At 62.1% G+C, this 22,472-nt stretch carries 13 protein-coding genes; 12 read left to right on the top strand and 1 reads right to left on the bottom strand.

Annotated elements, in window-relative coordinates; translation table 11 throughout:
• The first annotated feature begins 15 nt into the window (after positions 1–15).
• From G4C92_RS06900 to G4C92_RS06870, 6 genes are all read left to right on the top strand, one after another.
• Positions 16–1,125: a branched-chain amino acid ABC transporter permease gene (locus G4C92_RS06900; RefSeq protein WP_274941833.1), complete on the top strand. Its 1,110-nt coding sequence runs from the start codon at positions 16–18 to the stop codon at positions 1,123–1,125.
• A gap of 79 nt (positions 1,126–1,204) precedes the next feature.
• A complete protein-coding gene (locus tag G4C92_RS06895) occupies positions 1,205–2,365 on the top strand; it encodes an ABC transporter substrate-binding protein (RefSeq protein ID WP_274941832.1) in 1,161 nt (386 codons plus the stop codon).
• Positions 2,366–2,393: 28 nt separating this feature from the next.
• On the top strand, positions 2,394–3,155 hold the full coding sequence (locus tag G4C92_RS06890; protein WP_274941831.1) for a creatininase family protein: 762 nt from the start codon (positions 2,394–2,396) through the stop codon (positions 3,153–3,155).
• A gap of 134 nt (positions 3,156–3,289) precedes the next feature.
• Positions 3,290–6,979, top strand: a complete 3,690-nt coding sequence (locus tag G4C92_RS06885; protein ID WP_274941830.1) for a PD-(D/E)XK nuclease family protein — start codon at positions 3,290–3,292, stop codon at positions 6,977–6,979.
• Positions 6,960–10,898, top strand: coding sequence for a helicase-exonuclease AddAB subunit AddA (gene addA / locus G4C92_RS06880; RefSeq protein WP_274941829.1), 3,939 nt, complete (start codon positions 6,960–6,962; stop codon positions 10,896–10,898). The genes G4C92_RS06885 and addA overlap by 20 nt, the downstream gene beginning before the upstream one ends.
• A 304-nt stretch (positions 10,899–11,202) precedes the next feature.
• On the top strand, positions 11,203–12,123 hold the full coding sequence (locus tag G4C92_RS06870) for a DUF1002 domain-containing protein (RefSeq protein WP_274941828.1): 921 nt from the start codon (positions 11,203–11,205) through the stop codon (positions 12,121–12,123).
• Positions 12,124–12,231: 108 nt separating this feature from the next.
• Here the strand turns inward: G4C92_RS06870 and G4C92_RS06865 are convergent, their stop codons facing one another.
• Positions 12,232–12,774 carry an NADH peroxidase gene (locus G4C92_RS06865; protein ID WP_274941827.1) on the bottom strand — a complete coding sequence of 181 codons (543 nt, stop codon included), beginning with the start codon at positions 12,772–12,774 and terminating at the stop codon, positions 12,232–12,234.
• 195 nt (positions 12,775–12,969) lie between these two features.
• On the opposite strand from G4C92_RS06865, the gene G4C92_RS06860 reads away from it, so the two are divergent.
• From G4C92_RS06860 to rfbH, 6 genes are all read left to right on the top strand, one after another.
• Positions 12,970–15,768 (top strand): DUF2298 domain-containing protein, encoded by a 2,799-nt coding sequence (locus G4C92_RS06860; RefSeq protein ID WP_274941826.1) that lies wholly within the window; start codon positions 12,970–12,972, stop codon positions 15,766–15,768.
• 294 nt (positions 15,769–16,062) lie between these two features.
• Complete coding sequence (gene metG, locus G4C92_RS06855) at positions 16,063–18,078, top strand: methionine--tRNA ligase (protein WP_274941825.1); 2,016 nt, start codon at positions 16,063–16,065, stop codon at positions 18,076–18,078.
• Positions 18,079–18,082: 4 nt separating this feature from the next.
• Positions 18,083–18,910, top strand: coding sequence for a TatD family hydrolase (locus G4C92_RS06850; RefSeq protein WP_274941824.1), 828 nt, complete (start codon positions 18,083–18,085; stop codon positions 18,908–18,910).
• Positions 18,911–19,017: 107 nt separating this feature from the next.
• The gene (rfbF, locus tag G4C92_RS06845; RefSeq protein ID WP_274941823.1) at positions 19,018–19,788 is read left to right on the top strand and encodes a glucose-1-phosphate cytidylyltransferase; all 771 of its coding nucleotides are present in this window, start codon (positions 19,018–19,020) and stop codon (positions 19,786–19,788) included.
• Between the two features lie 212 nt (positions 19,789–20,000).
• Positions 20,001–21,077, top strand: coding sequence for a CDP-glucose 4,6-dehydratase (gene rfbG, locus G4C92_RS06840; protein WP_274941822.1), 1,077 nt, complete (start codon positions 20,001–20,003; stop codon positions 21,075–21,077).
• Positions 21,070–22,440 (top strand): lipopolysaccharide biosynthesis protein RfbH, encoded by a 1,371-nt coding sequence (gene rfbH / locus G4C92_RS06835; RefSeq protein WP_274941821.1) that lies wholly within the window; start codon positions 21,070–21,072, stop codon positions 22,438–22,440. The genes rfbG and rfbH overlap by 8 nt, the downstream gene beginning before the upstream one ends.
• The last annotated feature ends 32 nt before the right edge of the window (positions 22,441–22,472 follow it).

Below are 22,472 nucleotides of genomic sequence, written 5' to 3'. Positions count from 1 at the left end.
AAGGAGCATACGGACATGAATACAAAAGAAAAACTGACAGATTCCAATCTGTTCCGCCTGCTGGTCTTTGTCCTTCTGCCTGCCGTCTTTCTGACTGCCTGCGCGTTTCATCCGAAGGGCTATCTCACCGGCATCGTGATTCTGATCGGTATCTATATTGTCCTGACTGCCAGTCTGAACCTGATTAACGGCTTCAGCGGCATGTTTTCCATGGGGCACGCGGCGTTTATGGCGATCGGTGCCTATATATCCGCCTTTTTCACGCTGCCGCCTCAGGTGAAGAACAATATGTGCCCGGATCTTCCGGGCTGGCTGAAGCAGACGCAGATCCCCATGCTGCCATCACTGGTGATCGGCGGACTCTGCGCGGCGGTCGTCGCGCTCATCATCGGGTTCCCGGTGGTCCGGACCAAAGGACACTATCTCTCCGTCGTGACGCTGGCGCTGATCGTGATCGTCCGGGCCGTGATCGACAATCAGGACGGCGTGACCCACGGCTCAAAAGGGCTGACCGGACTACCGGCGACGGCGAACGTGGGAACCGTCTATCTCGGCGTCGTCGTTACGGCGTTTGTACTTTACCGGATCACCCATTCGGATTACGGAAGAGGACTGGTGGCGATGCGGGACGATCCGGTTGCGGCTCAGACGCTGGGCATCAATCTGGTCAGAAAAAAGATCTCCTGCTTTGCGATCAGCGCCTTCTTTGCCGGGATCGGCGGCGGGCTGTGGGCCCACTATCTGACGACAATTTCTTCCTCCAACTTTTATTTTTCCAAGAGCTTTGACATCGTCGAGATGAGTATCATCGGCGGCATGTTTTCACTCAGCGGCGCGATCCCGGGCGCGATCTTTTACACTGTGGTGCCGGAACTGCTGGCTCCGCTGGAGGGCGGTCTTCGGATCGGAGGTATCCAGCTTCCGTCCATGTTCGGACTGTCCAACATCATCATGGCTGTGCTGCTGATCCTGCTGATTATTTTCCGGGGGCAGGGCATCATGGGGAACAGCGAGATCATCTTCGACGCCTGGTTCTCGAAGGATACCTATCTGGCGCTCTTCCGGAAGGACGAGTACAGTCGGCTGGCACGGCTTCTGAAGTGCGGCAAAGCCGCACGTTCCTGAGCATGCAGGGTTCCTGACTTCCGTTTGCGCGGCAGCGGGCCTGGATGGCATACATCAAAAAAGGAAAGGGAGGATGACAATGAAAACGAACAATGCAGTGAGACGGGGAATGGCCTTGCTTCTGACCGCCGGCATGACGGCGGCGATGATCAGCGTACCGGCGTTCGCGGCGGATGAGATTGTCATCGGCGGCATCTTCAACGTGACGGGCGATCAGTCTTCACTGGACGAGCCGACCCAGCAGGGCTTCGATCTTGCCGTCAAGGAGATCAATGCAGCCGGCGGGGTAAACGGAAAGCAGCTGAAGGCCGTGTACTATGACGGTCAGACGGACACAGCGGTATGCGCCAGCGACGCGAAGAAGCTGATCAACAATGACGGCGCGGTGGCGCTCGCCGGTTTCTCGGACAGCGATTACGCGTACGCCGGCGGCGCGGTGGCGCAGGACGCGGGCGTCCCGTTCGTCTTCACGGGCGCTACGACGCCGGATATTCCTTCAACGGTCGGTGACTGTGCCTTCCTCGCAGCCTTCGGCGACGATGTCTGCGCTCATGCCGCGGCGGATTACGCGTCGCAGGAGCTGGGAGCCAAGACCGCGTATGTGCTGACGGACAAGTCGATGAGCTACACAACCAATCTGTCCGAATATTTCATCGAGCAGTTCGAGAAGGACGGCGGCAAGGTCGTTCTGCAGGACTATTTCCAGTCCGGCGATTATGACTACTCGGCCCAGATCAGCCGCTATCAGAAACTCGGCGACGAGGCGGGCATCATGTTTATGGCGACCGGCCCGGACGACGCCAGCACGGTCATCCAGCAGTACCGCTCGGCGGGCGTGGCCGCGCCGATGATCTCAGGTGACGGCTGGGATACAGATCTCTGGGGCGTCGCGGGCGATCTGGCCAATCAGGATGTCTATGTCTGCACGCATTTCTCGGCGGATGACGATTCCGAGAAGGTCCAGAATTTCATCTCCGCTTATAAGAAGGCATACGGCAAGGCTCCTGAAAATGCATTTGCCGCGCTCGGATATGACACAGCCTATCTGATCGCGTCGGCGGTCAAGGCGTGCGGCGACGATGTGACGCCGGCCAACATCCGCGACCAGCTGGAGAATACGAAGGGATTTGAGGGTGTTACCGGAACGATTTCCTATTCAAAGGAAAGCCACGTACCGGACAAGACGGTGGTGGTCACGCAGGCCGAGGACGGCATGCTGAAATTCCGCAAGGATATCTGAATGCATTTTTCCAAAGGAGGAAAGAATCATGGCAAACAATGAGCTGCTGAAGCTGACCGCGCATCAGGTAAAGGAGAAGAAGTTCGATAAGGCGATTCTTTCGGTCGGGTCCTGCGAGGCGCACGGCCAGCATCTCGCTGAAGGCACGGATACGCTGGTGTCCTATATGCTTTCCTGCAAAATCGCGGAGAAGGTGGACGGACTGCTTGTTCTCCCGCCGATTACAGTCGGCTACAGCGCGCATTATGACACATTCCCGTTCACGCTGACGCTGCGCTATGACACCTGCACGCAGGTGATCTATGACATCGCGGAGTCCGTGATCCGCAACGGAATCAATCATATCTTCATCATGAACGGGCACGACGGGAACATCGCGCCGATCGAGATCGCATCGAGAAAGCTGAAGGAGCAGTATCCGGATGTGAAAATTGCCTGCCTGCCGCAGTGGTGGGTGACAGCGGGCGAGCTGCTGCCTCCGGATACCTTCGAGGTCTGGAACGGTCTCGGCCACGCGGGCGAGGGCGAGAGCAGCATCGCCTACTACCTGTATCCGCAGTGGAATGAGCCGGATCAGGCGAAGGGGTTTGTACCGGACTGTCTTCCGGACTACGTCGAGATGAAGTGGGACTTCTCTGAGCTGACGAACTGCGCGGCGACGGGCGACCCGACGAAGGCGACGCCGGAGAAGGGCGAAAAGATGACGAAGGTTCTCGTGGACGCCTGCGTAAAGGCGATCAACGAGCTGGACGCGTGCGGCTGGGATTACCGCACGTCGGGGATCCGCTGAAAGGCGGAGTGAAAAGCGGTGAAGGGCCGGCCTGGCAACAGGCCGGTCCTTTTTTGCGCCTCATCCGCCGCACCGTCCCTCTCCTTTCCGCCCCGGATCTGGTACAATAGGGTTATATTCGGAGGAAGAAGAGCATGGCGCTACAGTTCTATATCGGCGGGAGCGGGGCCGGCAAGACGACGGCAATGATGAAGGAAATGATCCGGCAGTCGATGGAGCGGCCAGAACGGCGGTTCTTTGTGATTGTGCCGGAGCAGGCGACGATGGAGATGCAGCGGAAGCTTGTCAGCCTTCATCCGAGGAAATGCATCCTGAATCTGGAGGTCACGTCGCTGAACCGGCTCGCCTACCGGGTGTTCGATGAGGTCGGCGCGCAGAATGGGGCGTTTCTCGAGGAGATCGGGAAAACCTTTCTGATCGAGAAGATCGCGCTGGAAAAGAAGAAGGAGCTGCCGTATCTGGGCGGCTGTCTGGCGAAGCCGGCCTATCTGGCGGAGATGAAGTCGTTGCTCTCCGAGCTGATGCTGTACGGCGTGACGCCGGAGGCTCTGGAGAAGGCGACGGGCATACTGCCGGAGGAAACGAATGATACTGAGAGTGGAAAACAGGGAGGCGAGGCGGATCGGCCGAATGCGGCAGAGCAGCCGAATGCGGCAGAGCAGCCGAACGCGGCAGAGCAGCCGAACGCAGCAGAGCAGCCGAACGCAGCAGACCGGCCGGACACGGGGACGTGGACGGGAATCGGAGACGGCCGGAAAGCGGCGGGAGAAGAGAAACGTATTTCGGCCGGAACGGATCATGCAGCGCCGGTGTCCGGAGCCCGGTTCCGACTGAAGATGGCCGATGTCGTGACGGTTTACCGCGCGTTTCTCACGAAGCTGGCCGGCACCTATATGACCGCGGAGGAGGTGCCGGACCGGTTCTGCCGCGTGGCGGACCGGTCACGGCTGCTTCGCGGGAGTGTGATCGCGCTGGACGGGTTCACCGGTTTCACGCCTGTGCAGCTCCGGCTGCTGGAGAGACTGATGCCGGTGGCTGAGAACGTCTATGTGGCGCTGACGGCGGATCCGGAGCAGGGGATCACCGGGCCCTGGCACCGGTCGGATCTGTTTGCGCTCAGCCGGGAGACCGCGGACGCGCTGCGGCGCGTTGCGGGCCGGGCGGGGGTGCCGGTGCGGGAGCCGGTGGTATGCAGGCAGGGACCGGCGAGCCGGCACGCCGGTTCGCCAGAGCTTTCATATCTGGAACGGTATCTGTTCCGGGGCCTGAAGCCGCGCACGGATCCGCCGCGCCCTCATGATATCGTGTTCGCCGGGGCGAAGAGCCCCCGGGAGGAGACGGAAGCGGCGGCGCGGGAGATCTGCCGCCTTGTCCGGGAGGAAGGATTCCGGTACCGGGACATCGCGGTGGTGACGGGGGATCTGACTTCGTACGGGATCTGCGCGGCGGAAGCATTTTCAGAAGCGGAGATTCCGTATTTCATCGATGAGAAACGGAGCCTTCTCCGGAATCCTTTTATCGAATATCTGCGGGCGGCGCTGGAAGCGTGCACGGACGGGTATTCGTTCGAGAGCATGTTCCGGATGCTGAAGAGCGGCATGACGGACTTTCCGCGGGCGGATATCGAGCAGCTCGAGAATTACGCGCTCGGAACGGGCCTGAAGGGCAAAGGACGCTGGCGGGAGAAGCTGATCTATCACTACCGGGATGAGGATCCGGCGGAGGTACCGAAGCTGGACGCGCTCCGGGCGGAGATCTGCGCGCTGATCGATCCGCTGTCCGTCGCGCTGGCGCGGCGGGGCGGTACGGTGCGGGAAAAGGCCGAGGCGCTCTATTCGTTCTGCGTCCGCAGCGGTGCCGAGCGTAAGCTGGCCGAAAGGGAGCAGGCGCTGCGCGAGTCCGGCGAGGGGGCGCTGGCTCGGGAGTATGCCCAGGTCTATCCTTATGTGATCGGATTTCTTGACAAGCTGGTGGCGGTGCTGGGGGATCAGCCGATTTCCATGGCGGATTTCCGCGCTCTGCTGGAGGCGGGATTCGCCGAGGCGCGGGTGGCGGTGATTCCGCCGGGCAGCGACCGGGTCGTGATCGGCGATGTGGAGCGGACACGTCTCGGGGAGGTGAAGGCGCTGCTGTTCCTCGGCGTCAATGAAGGCCTGATCCCGAAGACGGAGGCGTCGGGCGGTCTTCTCACCGAATGCGACCGCGAGACGCTGGAGAAGGCCGACATCGCGCTGAAGCCGACCGCCCGTCAGGCCGCCTATATCGAGCGGTTCTATCTCTACACGGCGCTGACCCGCCCGTCGGCCCGGCTGTATCTCTCGGCGAGCCGGACCGGAGCGAAGGGCGAATCGCTCAGCCCGGCGTATCTTTTCGAGTCGGTGCGCCGGCTGTTCGGTGATCCGGAGGTGGAGGATGTCAGCCGGAGTCCCCGTGCGGAGCGGAAGCGGGCGTCGGTCCGGCGTCTCACGGATGTCATGCAGCGGCTGGGGGAACGGCCTCTCGACGGACCGGAAAAGGAGCTGTTTCTCAGCTACCGGTTCGATCCTGACTACGCGGATTTCACGGAGCGGCTGCTTTCGGCGGCAGTCCGCCGGAAACCGGCGGACCAGATCGGCCGGGCGGCCGCGCGTGCGCTGTACGGGACGGATCTTCACTGCTCGGCCACGCGGCTGGAGAGCTTCTGCGCCTGTGCGTTCGGCCATTTTCTGCAGTACGGACTGCGGCTCAGGCAGCGCCCGGATTATCAGTTCACCGGGATGGATTTCGGGAATCTGATGCACCGGTCGCTGGAGCTGGCCGGCACGCGCCTCATCGGGAAGAACCTTGAGGGGACGGAGCCGGGCGCGCTGTCCTCTCTGGCGGTGGATTCGCTCAAGCAGGCGGTGCGGGAGGTCGGCGAGTCGTCGGTTCTTTACTCTACGGCGCGGGATCAGTACCGGATCAGGAAAATGCAGCGGCTGCTCGACGCGTCTCTTGATGCCATCGGGGCGCAGCTGGGCGCCGGCCGCTTCTCTGTCTATGCGGTCGAGGAGGATTTCCGGAGCCGGGAGGGGCTGCAGTCGCTGGCCTTTTCGTTCCCGGACGGGACGAGCATGACGCTGACCGGACGGATCGACCGGATCGACACCTGCGACGACGGCGATGTGACGTATGTGAAGATTGTGGATTACAAGACCGGCGGAACCGTCTTTGACCCGTCGCTTGTCTATTACGGCCTCCAGCTTCAGCTGGTGATGTACATGAACGCGGCGATGGAGATCCTCCGGAAGGAGGGAAAGCATCCGCAGCCCGGCGGGCTGTTTTATTTCAGGGTGCAGGACCCGATTCTCCCGGATCACGGAGAGACGGACGAGGAGCTGGCCGGAGTGCGGCTGAAGAAGATGACGGGCTCCGGAGTGGTGAGCACGGACGAAGCGGTGCTTGACGCGCTGGACCGGGATCTGAAGGCCGCCGGCCGCTCGGACGTGATTCCGGTTTCGCGCACGAAGAAAGGCGCGTTCGGGAGCCGCTCGGCCGTGCTCGACGACAGCGGTTTTCAGGTGCTCGGGCGCTATGCGGCCTTCCGGGTGCAGAAGGCCGGCGCGGCTATGATGAGAGGCGCCGCGGAGATGAATCCCTATGCCTACGGTCAGCGGACCGCCTGCACATGGTGTCCCTTCCGGAGCGCCTGCGGATTTGAACAGCGGATCCCCGGCTGCACGTACCGGATGCTGGCGAAGATGGATACGAAGCTCGCGATTGCGAAGATGGAAGAGACGATGACGGCGGATGAGAGCGGCAAGACGCCGGGAGAGGAGAAAGAGGATGGCAATCCGGTGGACTGAGGAGCAGGCGCGCGTCATCAGCGCGCGTCACAGCAATCTGCTGGTCAGCGCGGCGGCCGGCAGCGGCAAGACAGCCGTTCTGGTCGAGCGGATCCGGAGGCTGATTCTCGATCCGGTTCATCCGGTGGATGTGGACCGGCTGCTGGTGGTGACGTTCACCCGGGCGGCGGCCGGTGAGATGAAGACGCGGATCATGAAAACGATCGCGGCGGCCCGGGAGCAGGATCCGGACAACGAGCATCTCGCACGTCAGCTGACGCTGGCGAGCCGTGCCCAGATCACCACCATCGACGGTTTCTGTTCCTATGTGGCGCGCAGCTACGGACATACGATCGGACTTGTTCCCGGCTTCCGGGTCGCGGCGGAGGGCGAGCTGAAGCTGCTCCGGCACGATGTGATCTCCGCCGTGATCGAGGAGGCGTATGAACGTCAGGCGGAAGGAGAATATCCCGGGTGGGAAGCGTGCGTCGAAACCTTCGCGCCGGAGAAGACAGATGACCGGCTGGAGGCGATTCTTCTGGACCTCTACGAGGAATCCCGGAGCCATCCCGATCCCTCCGGATGGCTTCGGATGTGCCGGGAAAGCAATGAGGACGCGTCGGAGTCTTCGACGTGGATGCAGGCGTTTCTTTCTCAGGAGCGGATTCTGGCGGGCGACGCGAAGGAGCGGGCGGACGCCAATGTGCGTCTCACCGGACGGCCGGACGGGCCGGCTGCCTATGCCCGGACCGCAGAGGACGAGCAGGGACTGCTGGAGGCGCTGGTCAGAGCGGAGTCCTATGAGGAGTGGCACCGCCTGCTGACAGACTATGAGGGAACGCGGCTGTCGTCGAAGAAGCCGGGACCGGAGGAGGACCCGGCTCTGCGTGAAACCTTCAAGACGAACCGTGAAACCGTGACGGCGGCGATCAAGGAGCTGAAAGCCGTGTTCGCCGCGCCGCCGGATCAGGCGTTTGCGGATGTCAGAAGGAGCGCGGGTCCGCTGACGACGCTTCTGGATCTGACGGAGACGTTTTCGGAGCGCTACGCGGAGGAGAAGCAGAAACGGGGCGTGATGGACTTTGCCGATCTGGAGCATGCGGCGCTGAAGATTCTCCGCGGTCCGGACGGCCGGACCGACGCGGCCCGGGAGCTGGCCGCCCGGTACGACGAGGTGATGATCGACGAGTATCAGGACAGCAATGATCTTCAGGAGGCGATTCTGACGGCTGTGAGCCGGATCGGGGACGGGGAGGACAACTATACCTGCATCGGCGACGTGAAGCAGAGCATCTACAGCTTCCGTCAGGCCCGTCCCGCGCTGTTCATGCGGAAGTTTCACGACTACGCCGCGCATCCGGAGAGCGGCACGAGGATCGATCTGCACCGGAATTTCCGGTCCCGGCGGGAGGTCATCGATACGGTGAACGGGATCTTCCGGCAGATCATGCGCTCGGAGGTCGGCGGCGTGGAATATGACGACGAGGCGGCGCTGTCTCCCGGCGGCGGGGCGGAGCCGGAGGGAGATCCCGCCGCTTCCGGGACGGATGCATTTCCCATGGATTTCCGGACCGAAATTCTGCCGGTTCTGACCGGTGAGACGGATGAGGAGGGCGGGAGTCTTCTGGAGGATACGTCGGCGCGGGCGAAGGCCGAGCTGGAGGCGCGGGCGATCGGAGGCCGGATCCGTCAGCTGGTCGGCGGGGGAAGGATTCATGACCCGCGGACGGGGGCGATGCGGCCGGTGCAGTACCGCGATATTGTGATTCTGATGCGCTCGGTCGGCACGGCGGGAGAGAGCTTTCTCCGCGTGCTGGAATCGATGCGGATCCCGGTCTATGCGGACACGAAAGGAGGGTACTTCGATTCCCTCGAGGTCAGGACGGTTCTCAGCTTTCTTTCGCTTCTTGACAACGCGCAGAACGATATTGCGGCGGCGGCAGTGCTCCGGTCGGCTTTTGTGGGTCTGTCCGCCGAGGAGATGGCGGAGGTCCGGATGACGCCGGACGCGGTGAACTGGGCCGGCTCGATGAACCGGGACGCAGTTTCCTACTATGACGCGGCGCGGCAGTACGCCCGTACCGGCGCGCGGCCGGCGCTGCGGGGGAGGCTGGAGACCTTCTTCGGTTTCTATGACAGTCTGAAGGAGGGCATGGAGGATACGCCGCTTCATGAGCTGATCAACCGGATCCTGACGGAGAGCGGCTATCTCGCATATGTTTCGGCGCTCCCGGGAGGCGCCCAGCGGGAGCTGAACCTGCGGATGCTGGTGGATCAGGCGGCGGAATACGAGCAGAGTTCCTACATCGGGCTGTTTCATTTCGTCCGCTATATCGAGAACCTGAAGAAGCAGGCGATCAGTCCGGATGAACAGAGCGCGGTGGCGGAAAACGAGAATGTGGTCCGCATCTACACTATTCACAAGAGCAAGGGACTGGAATTTCCGGTCGTCTTTCTCGCGGGCATGAACCGTCGGTTCAACCGGCAGGACATGAACGCGAGCCCGCTGATTCATCCGGAGCTGGGGCTCGCGTCGGACCTGGTGGATCTTGAGCGGCGCGTCAGAAGGACGACGCTCCGGCGGGAGGCGCTCCGGGACCGGCTGCGGCGGGACGCGGCCGGCGAGGAGCTCCGCGTGCTGTACGTCGCGATGACGCGGGCGAGGGAGAAGCTGATCATCACGGGCACCGTGAAGGACGAGGACGCGCTCCGGAAGATGACGCCGGATCTCCCGCTGCGGGAGACGCAGCTTCCGGTGAATTTTCTCGTCTCCGCGCCCTCCTTCTTCAGCTGGATCGTACCGGCTGCGGAACGGATGGCGCGGCGCGCGGAGCTGGCGCACCTTGAATGTCCGCTGGTGATTCTTCCGACGGGCGCGTCTGCGCTGGCGGCGGAGGAGACGGCGACGGTGATCCGGAGGGAGGACGCGGTCCGGGAGCTGCGGGAGCTGAAGCCGGAGCAGGTCTTCGACGGACCGACGCGCCGTATGCTGGAGGAGCGGTTCGCGTGGATGTATCCGTATGCCGGCCGGGAGCAGATCCCGGTCGAGGTTTCGGTTTCGGCGATCGAGCATCATCTCTATGACGCGGCGGAGGCGGAGGACGAGACTCCGCCGGTCATGCAGCTGGTGCCGGAGGCGGAGCGGGAGGAGAGCGAGCCGCTGGTGCCGGCGTTTATCCGGGAGGCGGAGCGGAAGGAAACGCGCCCGGCGGCGGAGTGGACAGAGGCTGTGGAAGAGAAAATCCGGCCGGACGCGGCCGGCCGGTACGAGTCGCGGGAAACGGGAACAGCCGGGCAAAACACGGCACAGGAAGCGGAGACGGCCGGGCAAGGCGCGGCGCGGGAAACGGGAACGCCTGCGCCGGGCGGCATGGCGCAGGGTGCTCAGGCCTCGGCGCCGCTCCGCGGCGCCGAGCGCGGTACTGCCTATCATCATGTGATGCAGCGGATGGATTTCAGCGGTCTTGACGATATGGCGGGGGATGAGCTTGCAAAGGAGATCTCTGACCGGATGCTGGCGCTGAGGAAGAGCGGTATTCTGACGGAAGCGGAACGGATGAGCGTGAGGGCTTCGGACATCGCCGCCTTTGCCGGAAGCGGGGTCGGGCGGCGGCTCGCGCAGGCCGGCGAGACGGGGCGGCTTTTCCGTGAGCAGCCCTTCGTGCTTGAGGTGCCGGCCTCCCGCATCCGCGGCGACTGGCCGGAGGAGGAGCCGGTCTTCGTGCAGGGCATGATCGACGCCTTTTTCTACGAGGAAGGAGAGGTTGTGCTGCTGGATTACAAGACGGACCGAATTCGTGAGGAAGGCGAGCTGCTCCGCCGATACGGTCTTCAGCTCAGAACCTACGCGGACGCGCTGGCGCAGGCGACTGGGAAAAACGTGAAGGAGCGGTGGATCTGGTCCTTCGCGCTGCGGCGCGCGGTGCGGGCGGATCTCTGAGAGACAGAATCGAAGGAAGCGGCCGGACGGACGTCCGGCCGCTTCCGCGGCGATCCCCTTTTCACGGAGCGCGGACCAGAGGCTGATCTGCAGCATGCCGTTCGCCTGAGAGGCCCAGACCGGGAAGTTCGGCGCGTAGAGCGGAAACTGCTCCTCCAGCTTTTTCACGACCGATTCGTCGGTGAAATAGAGATTTCAGAATCTCTTCATTGCTTTTTCGCAGGATTGACGTATAATGGCGGGTATCTGTGAAGAAATGATGACAGTCAGACCAGATTTATCTGCAAAGGAGGGTCGATCCATCATGAAATACGGAATCACAGCGTTTGTTACGGCCGCGGCGACGGGACTTGCCGCGATGCTGAGTCCGGTGACGGCGGTGGGCGGCAGCGATACGCCTTTTGTTGCGCTGGGCGCCGATCTGACGGAAACCCAGAAGACGAAGGTGATGAAGCTGCTGAACGTCACATCCGACGAGCTGACGCAGGATACCGTCGTGACCGTGACGAACGCGGACGAGCATAAATATCTCGGCACCATCATCGACAGCGCCCAGATCGGGACGAAGGCGATCTCGTCCTGCAAGGTCACGGCGATGTCGAAGGGCTACGGGATTCAGGTCAAAACCCACAACATCAGCTATGTCACCGCGGATATGTATGAGAATGCACTCGCGACCGCGGGTATGTCCGACGCGGAAGTCGTCGTGGCGGCGCCCGTCAGCGTCTCCGGCACGGCGGCACTGGTCGGGGCGATGGAAGCCTACTCCAAGATGCAGGGGACGGCCGTCGATACGGAGTCTGTGGAAAATGCAGTCCGCGAGCTTGTCACGGAAGCCAGCGTCGCCGAGCATACAGGCGATTCCGACCGCACGGCCCAGCTGATCGCGGCGGTGAAGCAGATCATCGCGGAGAAGAAGATCACCGATGAAAGCGATATCCGCGACGCGATCGCCGACGTGGCGACGCAGCTTGGCGTCAGTCTTACGGAAAGCGACATCGACGCGATCGTCGCGCTGATGAAGAAGCTCGCCTCCATGGATCTCGACGTGGATCAGCTGACGGAGCAGGCGCAGAGCATCTACCGGAAGGCGAAGGACAGCGGACTGGATCTCAGCAAGTACGGCATCAGCCAGGAAGAAGTGAACACCTTCTTCAGCGAGCTGCCGGCGCTGCTCCGTGAGTTTGTGAGCTGGCTGCGGGGCGTCTTTCACATCAGCGGATGAATTAAATTGGAAAGACAGAAAAAGACGCGCACCGGATTGTTTTCATCCGGTGCGCGTCTTTTTCGTTCACACGGCTCTCTCCGGAACGGAGACAGCCGGAAAGGGACTTCAGCCGAAATATCTGTCGTGCAGACCCTTGAAAGCCTTGCCGTGACGTGCCTCGTCGCGTGCCATCTCATGAACCGTGTCATGGATCGCGTCGAGGTTCGCCGCCTTCGCGCGCTTTGCGAGATCCGTCTTGCCGGCGGTAGCGCCGTTCTCCGCCTCGATTCTCATCTCGAGGTTCTTCTTCGTGCTGTTGGTCAGCACCTCACCGAGAAGTTCGGCGAACTTGGACGCATGCTCCGCTTCCTCATGAGCCGCCTTCTCATAGTAAAGACCGATTTCCGGATAACCCTCGCGGAACGCGACGCGCGCCATCGCGAGATACATGCCGACCTCGGAGCACTCGCCCGTGAAGTTGGCGCGAAGATCAGCCTTGATATCTTCCGGCACGTCGGAAGCGACACCGAGCACGTGCTCGGAAGCCCATGTCATCTCCTCGTCCTGTCTGACGAACTTGGAGGCCGGAGCCTTGCAGACCGGACACTGTGCCGGAGCCTGATCGCCTTCATAAACGTAACCGCAGACACTGCAAACCCATTTTGCCATAATTGCATCTCCTTTGCTGGAAACAACGCAGTTGCTTTCTTTCCGAGTATAACACGGGGGATGTCAAATCACAATGAAGGCGGCCATTAAAAAATTGTGAATTGCGGCCCGCCGCGTTATACTGGAATAGTAAAAATGCAGGCGGAGTGACGGCCGGAAACGGCTGCCGCGGCGCCTGCGACGTGTCTTTCGGAAATGACGGATGCAAAGGAGTGCTTCATGCTGTATGCCCTGTACTGGTGGGCGGTTCTGCTGTTCATCGGCGTCGCTTTTCTGCCGTTTGCCAATCTGATTTTTCAACGGTTCCGTGATCATGGCTGGATTTTCTCGAAGATGATCGGCCTCTTTCTGACGGCGTGGCTGACCTGGACGCTGAATGTCGCGGGCATTCTGCCTTTCCGCCAGGAGGCGGCAATCGGCTGTCTGGTCCTCTGCTTCGCGGTGAACTGGCTGGGGTATCTGGCCGCGAGACGGCGCAGGCCGGCGCCGGAGGCGGAAGAGCCGGATGAAGAGGACGAACCGCTTCCCGGGGAGGAATTTGTGCCTGAGGAGGAAACGGAAGAGAAGGACGTGACGCCGGTCCGGGCGGAGCGCCCGTCTCCGGGCTTCGGGTGGCTCGGCGATCCGGGGACCCGGCGTCTGATTTTCACGGAGGAGATCCTGCTTCTCGGCATCATGACGGCCTGGATGTGGATCGTCGGATTCAAGCCGGAGGCATACGGGACGGAAAAATTCATGGACTACGCGTTCCTCACCTCGATGGCGCGGAGCGAGACGATGCCGTTTCCGGATCCCTGGTACGCGGGCTATCACGTCAATTATTATTACGGCGGACAGTATATCACAGCCTGGCTCATGAAGCTGACGGGAACGACCGCGGGGCTGGCCTACAATGTGATGCGGAGCCTGATCACAGCCTGTTCCTTCGTGCTTCCGTTCTCGCTGGCGTTCCAGCTGATGTACGACCTCATGAATCAGGATACGGCGAAGCAGTTCAGCAGGATGCTCTCCCTCGCCGACCGTCTGGGCCGGGCGGCACGCCGCGTGCCGGCCGAGGAGATGCCGGAACAGGCGGAGGGACTTCTCACATCGGCGCGGGCGGCGCACCAGGCCCGCCGCTGGAAGGGAAGCCGGACGGCGCAGGCGGCTGTCCGCGCGAAGAAGGAAGCGGACAGCGCGCGCGCCGGGGCCTTCCTGGCGGACGCCGAGCCGGGCGGCGCGGCGGGCGGCGCGAAGCGCCCCGCCCGGCGCCGCCGCTCTTCCGCCCGGGAGACACTGGCGGCGAGGGCGGCCGTACTCAGGGATCCGGCAGATCCCGCCAGCTATGGCTGCGGTCTGCTGGCGGGGCTGGCCGTGGCCTTCTGCGGCACAATGCATTACTTTATCTACGGCATTGTGAAGACGGTTCAGTCGGCAGCGTCCGGCGTGAAGTACAGCTACTGGTTTCCGGATTCGACGCGCTATATCGGCTATAACCCGGATCTTCCGGACAAGACGATCCACGAGTTTCCGGCCTATTCCTCGGTGCTCGGGGATCTGCATGCCCACTACATCAACATCCTCTTCGTTGTGACGGTGGTGGCGGTGGCTTACGCGTGGGCGGAAAAGCAGGATGCGCGTCATCCGGACCGGCTGCCGTTCCTCCGGCCGGAGGTGCTGCTGACCGGCCTGATGACCGGCGTGTTCCGCTGGACGAATTTCTGGGATTTTCCGATCTATTTCGTGGTCTGCGGAGCGATCCTCCTTTTTGTCAACCGGAGGACGTACCGGGGCTCGCTGCTCCGGTTTCTGGGCGTGACGCTGGCCGAGGCCGCGGTGATGTTCGCCGCGGGATGGGCGGGAGCCCTTCCGTTTACGCTGACATTCTGGCAGATTTCCTCGCAGATCGGCCTTACGCACAGCCATACGCTGTTTCATCAGCTTCTGGTGATCTGGGGGCTGCCCTGTATCCTTTATGTCTGGTTCGCGCTGACGCTCTTTCGGGAGCAGCGCCACATGCGCCGGACGACCCGGAAAATGCAGTGGTCGGCTCATCCCGTCGCTCTGCCGGATCTGACCGTGCTGCTGCTTGGTCTCTGCGCGGCGGGCCTGGTGGCGATGCCCGAGTTCATCTATGTGAAGGACATCTACGGCGGGGAGAACTACCGCGCGAACACGATGTTCAAGCTGACATACCAGGCGTTCATCCTGTTCGGCATCGTGATGGCCTACGCGCTGGTCCGGGTGCTGGCGGTCAACCGCCGGCGTGCCTTTGAGGAGCGTTTCCGCATCGATGCGAAGCCGGACGCGGATCTCGCGTCGCTCATCGACCGGACAGACGACGCCGCACGGCACATTCTGGGGGAGGAGGCGGAGGAACCTCTTGCCCGGAGGACGGCGCACAGCGCGCATATGGCGGTGAGCCTCCTTCACAGACGGGCGGACCGGCGCCGGAAGGCGCGCCTTACCGCCGCCGTGGCGGGCATTCTGCTTCTTTGCGTGCTGGGCGGCTACACCGGCACAGCGGTATCCTCGTGGTTCGGAAACGTATTCGACCCCTCGAAGCGGATTTCATCGGATGCCTCGGTCTTTATCGCCCAGTCCTTCCCCACTGACTTCCGCGCCGTCCGCTGGCTCACGCAGCATGTGGACGGACAGCCGACTGTGCTGGAGGCATCCGGAAACAGCTACACCGACTGCGGCCGCGTCTCTGTGGCGACCGGTCTGCCGACGGTGGCGGGCTGGTATGTTCACGAGTGGCTCTGGCGCAACCGGGTCGATGAACTGAACCAGAGAGTGAGCGATATCCGCGCCATCTATACTTCCTCCGATGAGGAAACCGTGAAGAATCTGATCCGGAAGTACCGGATCTCTTACATCTACATCGGTGCGCTGGAACGCGAGACGTACGGAACCGTGCAGGACGCGCTGCTGCAGAAGCTGGGAAAGGTGGCCTTCTCTGACGGCACGTCGACGTACATCATGGAGGTCGATTCTCTCTGGAAGAAGGGATGAGACGGTGCGCAGGGAAGTGTACGTTACGATTCTCTTTGTCCGGATGGTGCGGGAGACTCCGGGCGAAGGGATGAGAAAGCTCGTTCCAGGAAGGCGGTTCTGCACGGGGAAGCTCCCGTTGTCTGCGTGCCCGAGCGGCGGCTGAGATCCGGTCTGTCAGATGCGGACCGGTCTCTCCGTCTTGTTCACCGGCGGCAAATACGATATGATAAAAGCAGTATGCGTCCGGCCGGCCATACCGGCGGGCACTGGCGCTGACAGGAGCTCATCTGCTCAGGGAGGTAAACGGAGAACATGGCTGACAGAAAACCTTATTACATCACGACGGCGATCGCCTACGCATCCGGAAAGCCGCATATCGGCAACACGTACGAGATCATTCTCGCGGACGCGATCGCGCGCTACAAGAGACTGGAAGGCTTCGACGTGCATTTCCAGACAGGTACGGACGAGCACGGCCAGAAGATTCAGGACCGGGCCGAGGCGGCCGGTATGACGCCGAAGGAATATGTGGACCGGACCGCGGGCGAGATCCGGCGGATCTGGGACCTGATGAATACGTCCTATGATCACTTCATCCGGACGACGGACGAGTATCACGAAAAGCAGATCCAGAAGATTTTCCGGAAAATGTACGACAAGGGCGATATCTATCTGGGCGAATACAAGGGTATGTACTGCAAGGAGTGCGAGTCCTTCTACACCGAATCCCAGCTGGTGGACGGCAAATGCCCGCTGGACGGCTGTGATGTCGAGCCCGCCTCCGAGCCGGCTTATTTCTTCCGGATGAGCCGCTACGCAGACCGGCTGATCGACTACATCAACACCCATCCGGACTTCATCCAGCCGGAGTCGCGGAAGAACGAGATGATGAACAACTTCCTGCTGCCGGGGCTTCAGGATCTCTGCGTTTCCCGAACGTCCTTCAGCTGGGGGGTTCCGATCGATTTCGCGCCGGGACACGTCGCCTATGTCTGGCTGGACGCGCTGTGCAACTACATCACCGGTCTCGGCTACGACGCGGACGGGCATTCGTCGGATGAATTTCACAAATACTGGCCGGCGGATCTTCATCTGATCGGCAAGGACATCATCCGGTTCCATACGATCTACTGGCCGATTTTCCTGATGTCGCTGGATCTGCCGCTTCCGAAGCAGGTGTTCGGCCACCCGTGGCTGCTGCAGAGCGGCGGCAAGATGTCGAAGTCCAAGGGCAACGTGATCTACGCCGACGATCTCGCCGAGATCTTCAATGTGGACGCGGTCCGTTACTTCTGCATCCATGAGATGCCTTTCGAAAATGACGGCGTGATCTCCTATGATCTGATGGTGGAGCGGTGGAACTCCGAGCTGGCGAATACGATGGGCAATCTCGTGAACCGGACGATCGCCATGAGCAACAAGTACTTCGGCGGCGCGGTATCGAACCGGAACGTCCATGACACGGAGGGCATCGACAAAGATCTCGCCGCGGTGACGGCTTCCACGGCGGAACGGGTGACCGCGAAGATGGACCAGCTCCGGGTGGCGGACGCGCTGACGGAGGTTTTCAATCTCTTCAAGCGCTGCAATAAGTATATCGACGAGACGGAGCCGTGGAAGCTGGCGAAGGATCCGGCGGCTTCGGACCGTCTTTCCACCGTGCTCTACAACCTGCTGGACAGCATTCAGACCGGCGCGACGCTGCTTGAAGCCTATATGCCGGAGACAAGCGCCCGGATCCTCGACCAGATTCACGCGGAGCCGGTTCCGTTTGAGAATCTTTCCCGCACCGGGAACTACCCGGCGGAGAACCGGGTGACGGAGACGCCGGAGATCCTCTTCCAGCGGCTGAAGATGGAGGATGTGATGGCGAAGATCGACGCGCAGCGGAAGGCGGCGGGTCTGCCGTCTCTGGCCGAGGCCGAGGCGAAGGAAAAGGCCGAAGCGGCCGCGAAGGAAGCGGCGGAGGCGCCAAAGCCGGCGCTCGCCCACAAGCCGGTCTGCACTTACGATGATTTCGCGAAGTGCGAGTTCCGCGTGGGCGAGATCGTTACCTGCGAGGCGGTGAAGAAGTCAAAGAAGCTGCTGGTCAGCCAGGTGGATCTCGGCGACCGGACCGTGCAGATTCTGTCGGGGCTTCGTCCGCAGTACACGCCGGAGATGATGAAAGGCCGGAAGGTGATGGTGATCACGAACCTTGCCCCGCGGAAGATGGCGGGCCTTGAGTCCGAGGGGATGATTCTCTGCGCGGAGGCGCCGGACGGCACGCTGTCTCTGATGACACCGTCGGATCCGGAGACGGTGCCGGGCGGATCGGAGATCGGGTGAATCCATGATCTTCGACACGCATGCGCACTATGACGACAGCCAGTTTGACGCCGACCGGGAGGAGGTGCTCGCGGGTCTTCCGGCGGCCGGCGTCACGCGGATCTGTGATGTGAGCGCCTCGGCGGACAGTCTCGCCCGCGTGCGCGCCATCGCGGATTCGCATGATTTCGCGTACGGCGCGGTGGGGCTTCATCCCGACGAGGTGGGGGATCTGACGCCGGCGGTGATGGCGGAGATGAGGGAGGATCTGAAGGATCCGAAGATCGCCGCGGTGGGTGAGATCGGGCTTGACTACCACTGGGACATCCAGCCTCACGACGTGCAGATCCGGTGCTTCCGGGAGCAGATCCGTCTCGCGATGGCTTTCGGAAAGCCGATCCTCGTTCATTCGAGAAATGCAGCCGCCGACACACTGAGCGTGATCGAGGCGATGTACGGCGATTCCTCCGTCTGCGCGGCGGAGAATCCGGCCTTCGCGGCCGCGCTGGCCGCGGGCAGCCGGGTGCCGGGCGTCATTCACAGCTATTCGGGGTCGCTTGAGCAGGCGAAGATCTATACTTCGCTGGGCTTTCTTCTGGGCGTCGGCGGCGTGCTGACCTATCAGGGATCAAAGAAGCTGAAGCGTGTGGTGGAGCATCTTCCGCTCTCCTGCTTCGTGCTGGAGACGGACGCGCCGTATCTGGCTCCCGAGCCGCACAAAGGCGGGCGCAATACGTCCGCTTACCTTCCGCTGGTGGCGCAGGCCGTCGCGGAGATCAAGGGGGTCCCGGAGGCCGAAGTGGAACGCGCGACCTTTGAGAACGCGCTGCGGCTGTTTGATCTGAGGCAATGACGGAACAAAGCGGGAAGACGGCCCTGCCGCCGGAAAAAGCGCGGATCAGGCGGGAACGAACACGGGAAATGTGCGATGTCGGCGGAGCCGGCAGGAAGGACGGGCGTATGAAGGTTCTGATTCTGGCGGGCGGCTACGGAACCCGTATCTCGGAGGAATCCCAGTATAAGCCGAAGCCGATGATCGAGATCGGCGGGAAGCCGATCCTCTGGCATATCATGAAGTACTATTCTTCATTCGGCTACCGCGATTTCATCATTCTGGGCGGCTACAAGCAGTATGTCATCAAGGAGTTCTTCGCGGACTATTTTCTGCACAACTCCGACGTCTCCTTCAATCTCGAGACGAATGAGATGAAGGTGCTGGACGGTCACTCGGAGAACTGGACGGTCACCATCGTGGATACGGGCCTTGACACGATGACCGGCGGCCGCGTGAAGCGGGTAAAGAAGTATGTCGGCGACGAGACGTTTATGCTGACCTACGGCGACGGCGTATCCAATGTGGATCTGGACGCTCTGCTGGCGTTTCACCGGAGTCACGGGCGGATCGCCACGGATACGATGATCCGCTTCGCACAGCAGAAGGGAGTCATCGACTGCGCGCCGGACGGACGGGTCCGTCAGTTCCGGGAGAAGAACCGGAGGGACGGCGACCTGATCAACGGCGGCTTTATGGTTTTCGAGCCGGCGATTTTTGACTATCTGGACGGAGACAGCTGCGTGCTTGAGCAGGAGCCGATGCAGCGGCTGGCGGATGAGGGGCAGCTGATGGGGTATCTGCACGAGGGGTTCTGGCAGTGCATGGATACCCAGCGGGAGAAGAAGAAGCTGGAGGCACTCTGGGCCTCCGGAAACGCGCCGTGGAAGCGGTGGTGAGCACGCCGCTTATCGTCCGGATACGGAGGGAAACGGATGAGCACGCCGCTCATCGCCCGGCCAGGCCAGGAGACGGGTGAGCACGCCGCACACTGCCCGGCAGAGGCAGGAAGCCGGTGAGCACGCTGCCTTTGATCCGGCGGCGGCCCGATTCTTCCGGAACGCGGCCTGCATGTCCCGAAACGGAATCAGGGATCACAGAAAGGAACGGAATGACTGAAAGAAATCTGTATCGCGGAAAACGCGTCCTGGTGACAGGCCATACCGGCTTCAAGGGGAGCTGGCTTGTGACAATTCTCGCGCAGGCCGGGGCGGATGTGACCGGATATTCGCTGGATCCGCCGACGGAGCCGAATCTCTACACGCTTTCCGGCGTGGGGGACCGGATCCGCTCCATCCGGGGAGACGTGCGGGACCCTGACGCGCTTCAGGCCGCCTTTGATCTCGCGAAGCCGGATATCGTCTTCCATCTGGCCGCGCAGCCGATCGTCCGGACCTCCTACCGGGAGCCGCGGCTCACCTATGAGACAAACGTCATGGGGACGGTGAATGTCTGTGAATGCATCCGGCGGTCCGACACGGTCCGCTCCTTCCTCAACGTGACGACGGACAAGGTCTATGAGAACCGCGAGTGGGTCTGGGGCTATCGGGAGAACGAGCCGCTGGACGGCTACGACCCGTATTCCAACAGTAAATCCTGTTCGGAGCTGGTGACGCACAGCTACCGGAAATCGTTTTTCGACGCGCAGGGCGTCGCGGTTTCGACGGCCCGTGCGGGAAATGTCATCGGCGGCGGCGACTTCGCGGAGGACCGGATCGTCCCGGACTGCGTCCGGGCGGTTACGGCCGGACGGCGTATTCTTGTGCGGAATCCTCACTCGGTGCGGCCGTATCAGCATGTGCTGGAGCCACTGGCGGTCTACCTGATGATCGCCGCGGAGCAGTATGTCCGCCCGGATGCCGCGGGGAGCTACAACGTCGGGCCGGACGAGGCGGACGCGATCACGACCGGCGAACTTGCGGATCTGTTTTGCGCGGACTGGGGAGAGGGCTCATCCTGGTACACGGAGAGGACGGACGGTCCCCATGAGGCGAACTATCTGAAGCTGGACTGCTCGAAGCTGAAGGCCGCTTTCGGCTGGAAGCCGCGATGGAACGTGGCAGAAGCGGTCCGGCGCACGGTGGACTGGTCGAAGGTGTGGATCCGTGACCCGGCGTCCGTTCCCGCCTGTATGGAGGAGCAGATCCGGGCATTTTTCAAAGAAGAGGAGAGAAGCAGCCATGTTTGAGAACAAGACGGAGGAAGAGGCCCGGAAGCAGATCCTTGACGAGGTCGCGGCCTACTGCCGGACGTTTCACAACCGGCCGGCGCCGTTTCACGAGGGCGACCGGATTCCCTACGCGTCCCGTGTCTACGATGAGCACGAGATGACCAACCTGGTGGACGCGGCGCTGGAGTTCTGGCTCACCACAGGCCGCTATACGAAGGAATTTGAGCGGAAGTTCGGCGAAAAGCTGGGCGTGCGCTTCGTGAGTGTTGTCAATTCCGGTTCCTCGGCCAATCTGCTCGCGTTTCACGCGCTGACGTCGCCGCTTCTCGGGGACCGCCGGATCCGGAAGGGCGACGAGGTGATCACGGTGGCCGCCGGTTTTCCGACGACGGTGACGCCGATGATTCAGTACGGAGCGGTGCCGGTTTTCGTGGATGTGAAGCTGGAGACCGGAAATGTGGACGTGTCGAAGCTGGAGGAGGCGTACACCCCGAAGACCCGGGCGGTGATGCTGGCGCATTCGCTCGGCAATCCGTTTGACATCGGCGCGGTCCGCGCTTTCTGCGAACGCCACGGCCTCTGGCTGGTCGAGGACAACTGCGATTCGCTCGGCACCACTTACACTCTGAACGGAGAAACCCGTTTCACGGGAACCTTCGGCGATATCGCGACGTCCTCCTTCTATCCGCCCCATCATCTGACGATGGGAGAGGGCGGAGCTGTCTATACGAACAACCCGCTGCTGCACCGGATCGTCCGCTCGATGCGGGACTGGGGACGGGACTGCTACTGCCCGTCCGGACGGGACAATACCTGCGGACACCGCTACGACGGCCAGTACGGCACGCTGCCGAAGGGATATGACCACAAATATGTCTACTCTCACTTCGGATGGAATCTGAAGGCGACGGATCTGCAGGCGGCGATCGGATGCGCGCAGCTCGACAAGCTGGACGGATTTGCGGAGAGGAGACGCCACAACTTCCGCTATCTGACGGAGCAGCTCCGCGCGCTCGGCGCGGAGAAGGAACTGCTTCTTCCCGCCGCGACCGAGCATTCGGATCCGGACTGGTTCGGATATCTGATGGTGATACGGGAGAGCGGCCGCCGGGAAAAGGTCGTCCGCTTCATTGAGGATCACGGCGTGCAGACACGGATGCTTTTCTCGGGCAATCTGACCCGTCATCCCTGCTTCGACGAGATGCGGGCGGCGTATGAGGCGGGCGACCTTGAGCACGCGGGCTACCGCATTTCCGGAGAGCTGACGAATACGGACCGGATCATGAACGACGCCTTCTGGGTGGGCGTCTATCCGGGTATGACCGATGAGAAGCTGGCCTATATGGCGAAGACGATTGTGGCGGCGCTCCGCGAGGTGTGACGTTACGCGGCGTCAGCCTGAGGAGAGGCCGG

This window comes from Chordicoccus furentiruminis (assembly GCF_019355395.1).
Lineage (GTDB): Bacteria > Bacillota > Clostridia > Lachnospirales > Lachnospiraceae > Chordicoccus > Chordicoccus furentiruminis.
This window is presented reverse-complemented; position numbering and strand designations above follow the sequence as displayed.

What these genes read in the sequence shown, in the direction of transcription:
- G4C92_RS06900 (WP_274941833.1), top strand. Translation starts at nt 16, where the DNA reads ATGAATACAAAAGAAAAACTGACAGATTCCAATCTGTTCCGCCTGCTG.
- G4C92_RS06895 (WP_274941832.1), top strand. Translation starts at nt 1,205, where the DNA reads ATGAAAACGAACAATGCAGTGAGACGGGGAATGGCCTTGCTTCTGACC.
- G4C92_RS06890 (WP_274941831.1), top strand. Translation starts at nt 2,394, where the DNA reads ATGGCAAACAATGAGCTGCTGAAGCTGACCGCGCATCAGGTAAAGGAG.
- G4C92_RS06885 (WP_274941830.1), top strand. Translation starts at nt 3,290, where the DNA reads ATGGCGCTACAGTTCTATATCGGCGGGAGCGGGGCCGGCAAGACGACG.
- addA (WP_274941829.1), top strand. Translation starts at nt 6,960, where the DNA reads ATGGCAATCCGGTGGACTGAGGAGCAGGCGCGCGTCATCAGCGCGCGT.
- G4C92_RS06870 (WP_274941828.1), top strand. Translation starts at nt 11,203, where the DNA reads ATGAAATACGGAATCACAGCGTTTGTTACGGCCGCGGCGACGGGACTT.
- G4C92_RS06865 (WP_274941827.1), bottom strand. Translation starts at nt 12,774, where the DNA reads ATGGCAAAATGGGTTTGCAGTGTCTGCGGTTACGTTTATGAAGGCGAT.
- G4C92_RS06860 (WP_274941826.1), top strand. Translation starts at nt 12,970, where the DNA reads ATGACGGATGCAAAGGAGTGCTTCATGCTGTATGCCCTGTACTGGTGG.
- metG (WP_274941825.1), top strand. Translation starts at nt 16,063, where the DNA reads ATGGCTGACAGAAAACCTTATTACATCACGACGGCGATCGCCTACGCA.
- G4C92_RS06850 (WP_274941824.1), top strand. Translation starts at nt 18,083, where the DNA reads ATGATCTTCGACACGCATGCGCACTATGACGACAGCCAGTTTGACGCC.
- rfbF (WP_274941823.1), top strand. Translation starts at nt 19,018, where the DNA reads ATGAAGGTTCTGATTCTGGCGGGCGGCTACGGAACCCGTATCTCGGAG.
- rfbG (WP_274941822.1), top strand. Translation starts at nt 20,001, where the DNA reads ATGACTGAAAGAAATCTGTATCGCGGAAAACGCGTCCTGGTGACAGGC.
- rfbH (WP_274941821.1), top strand. Translation starts at nt 21,070, where the DNA reads ATGTTTGAGAACAAGACGGAGGAAGAGGCCCGGAAGCAGATCCTTGAC.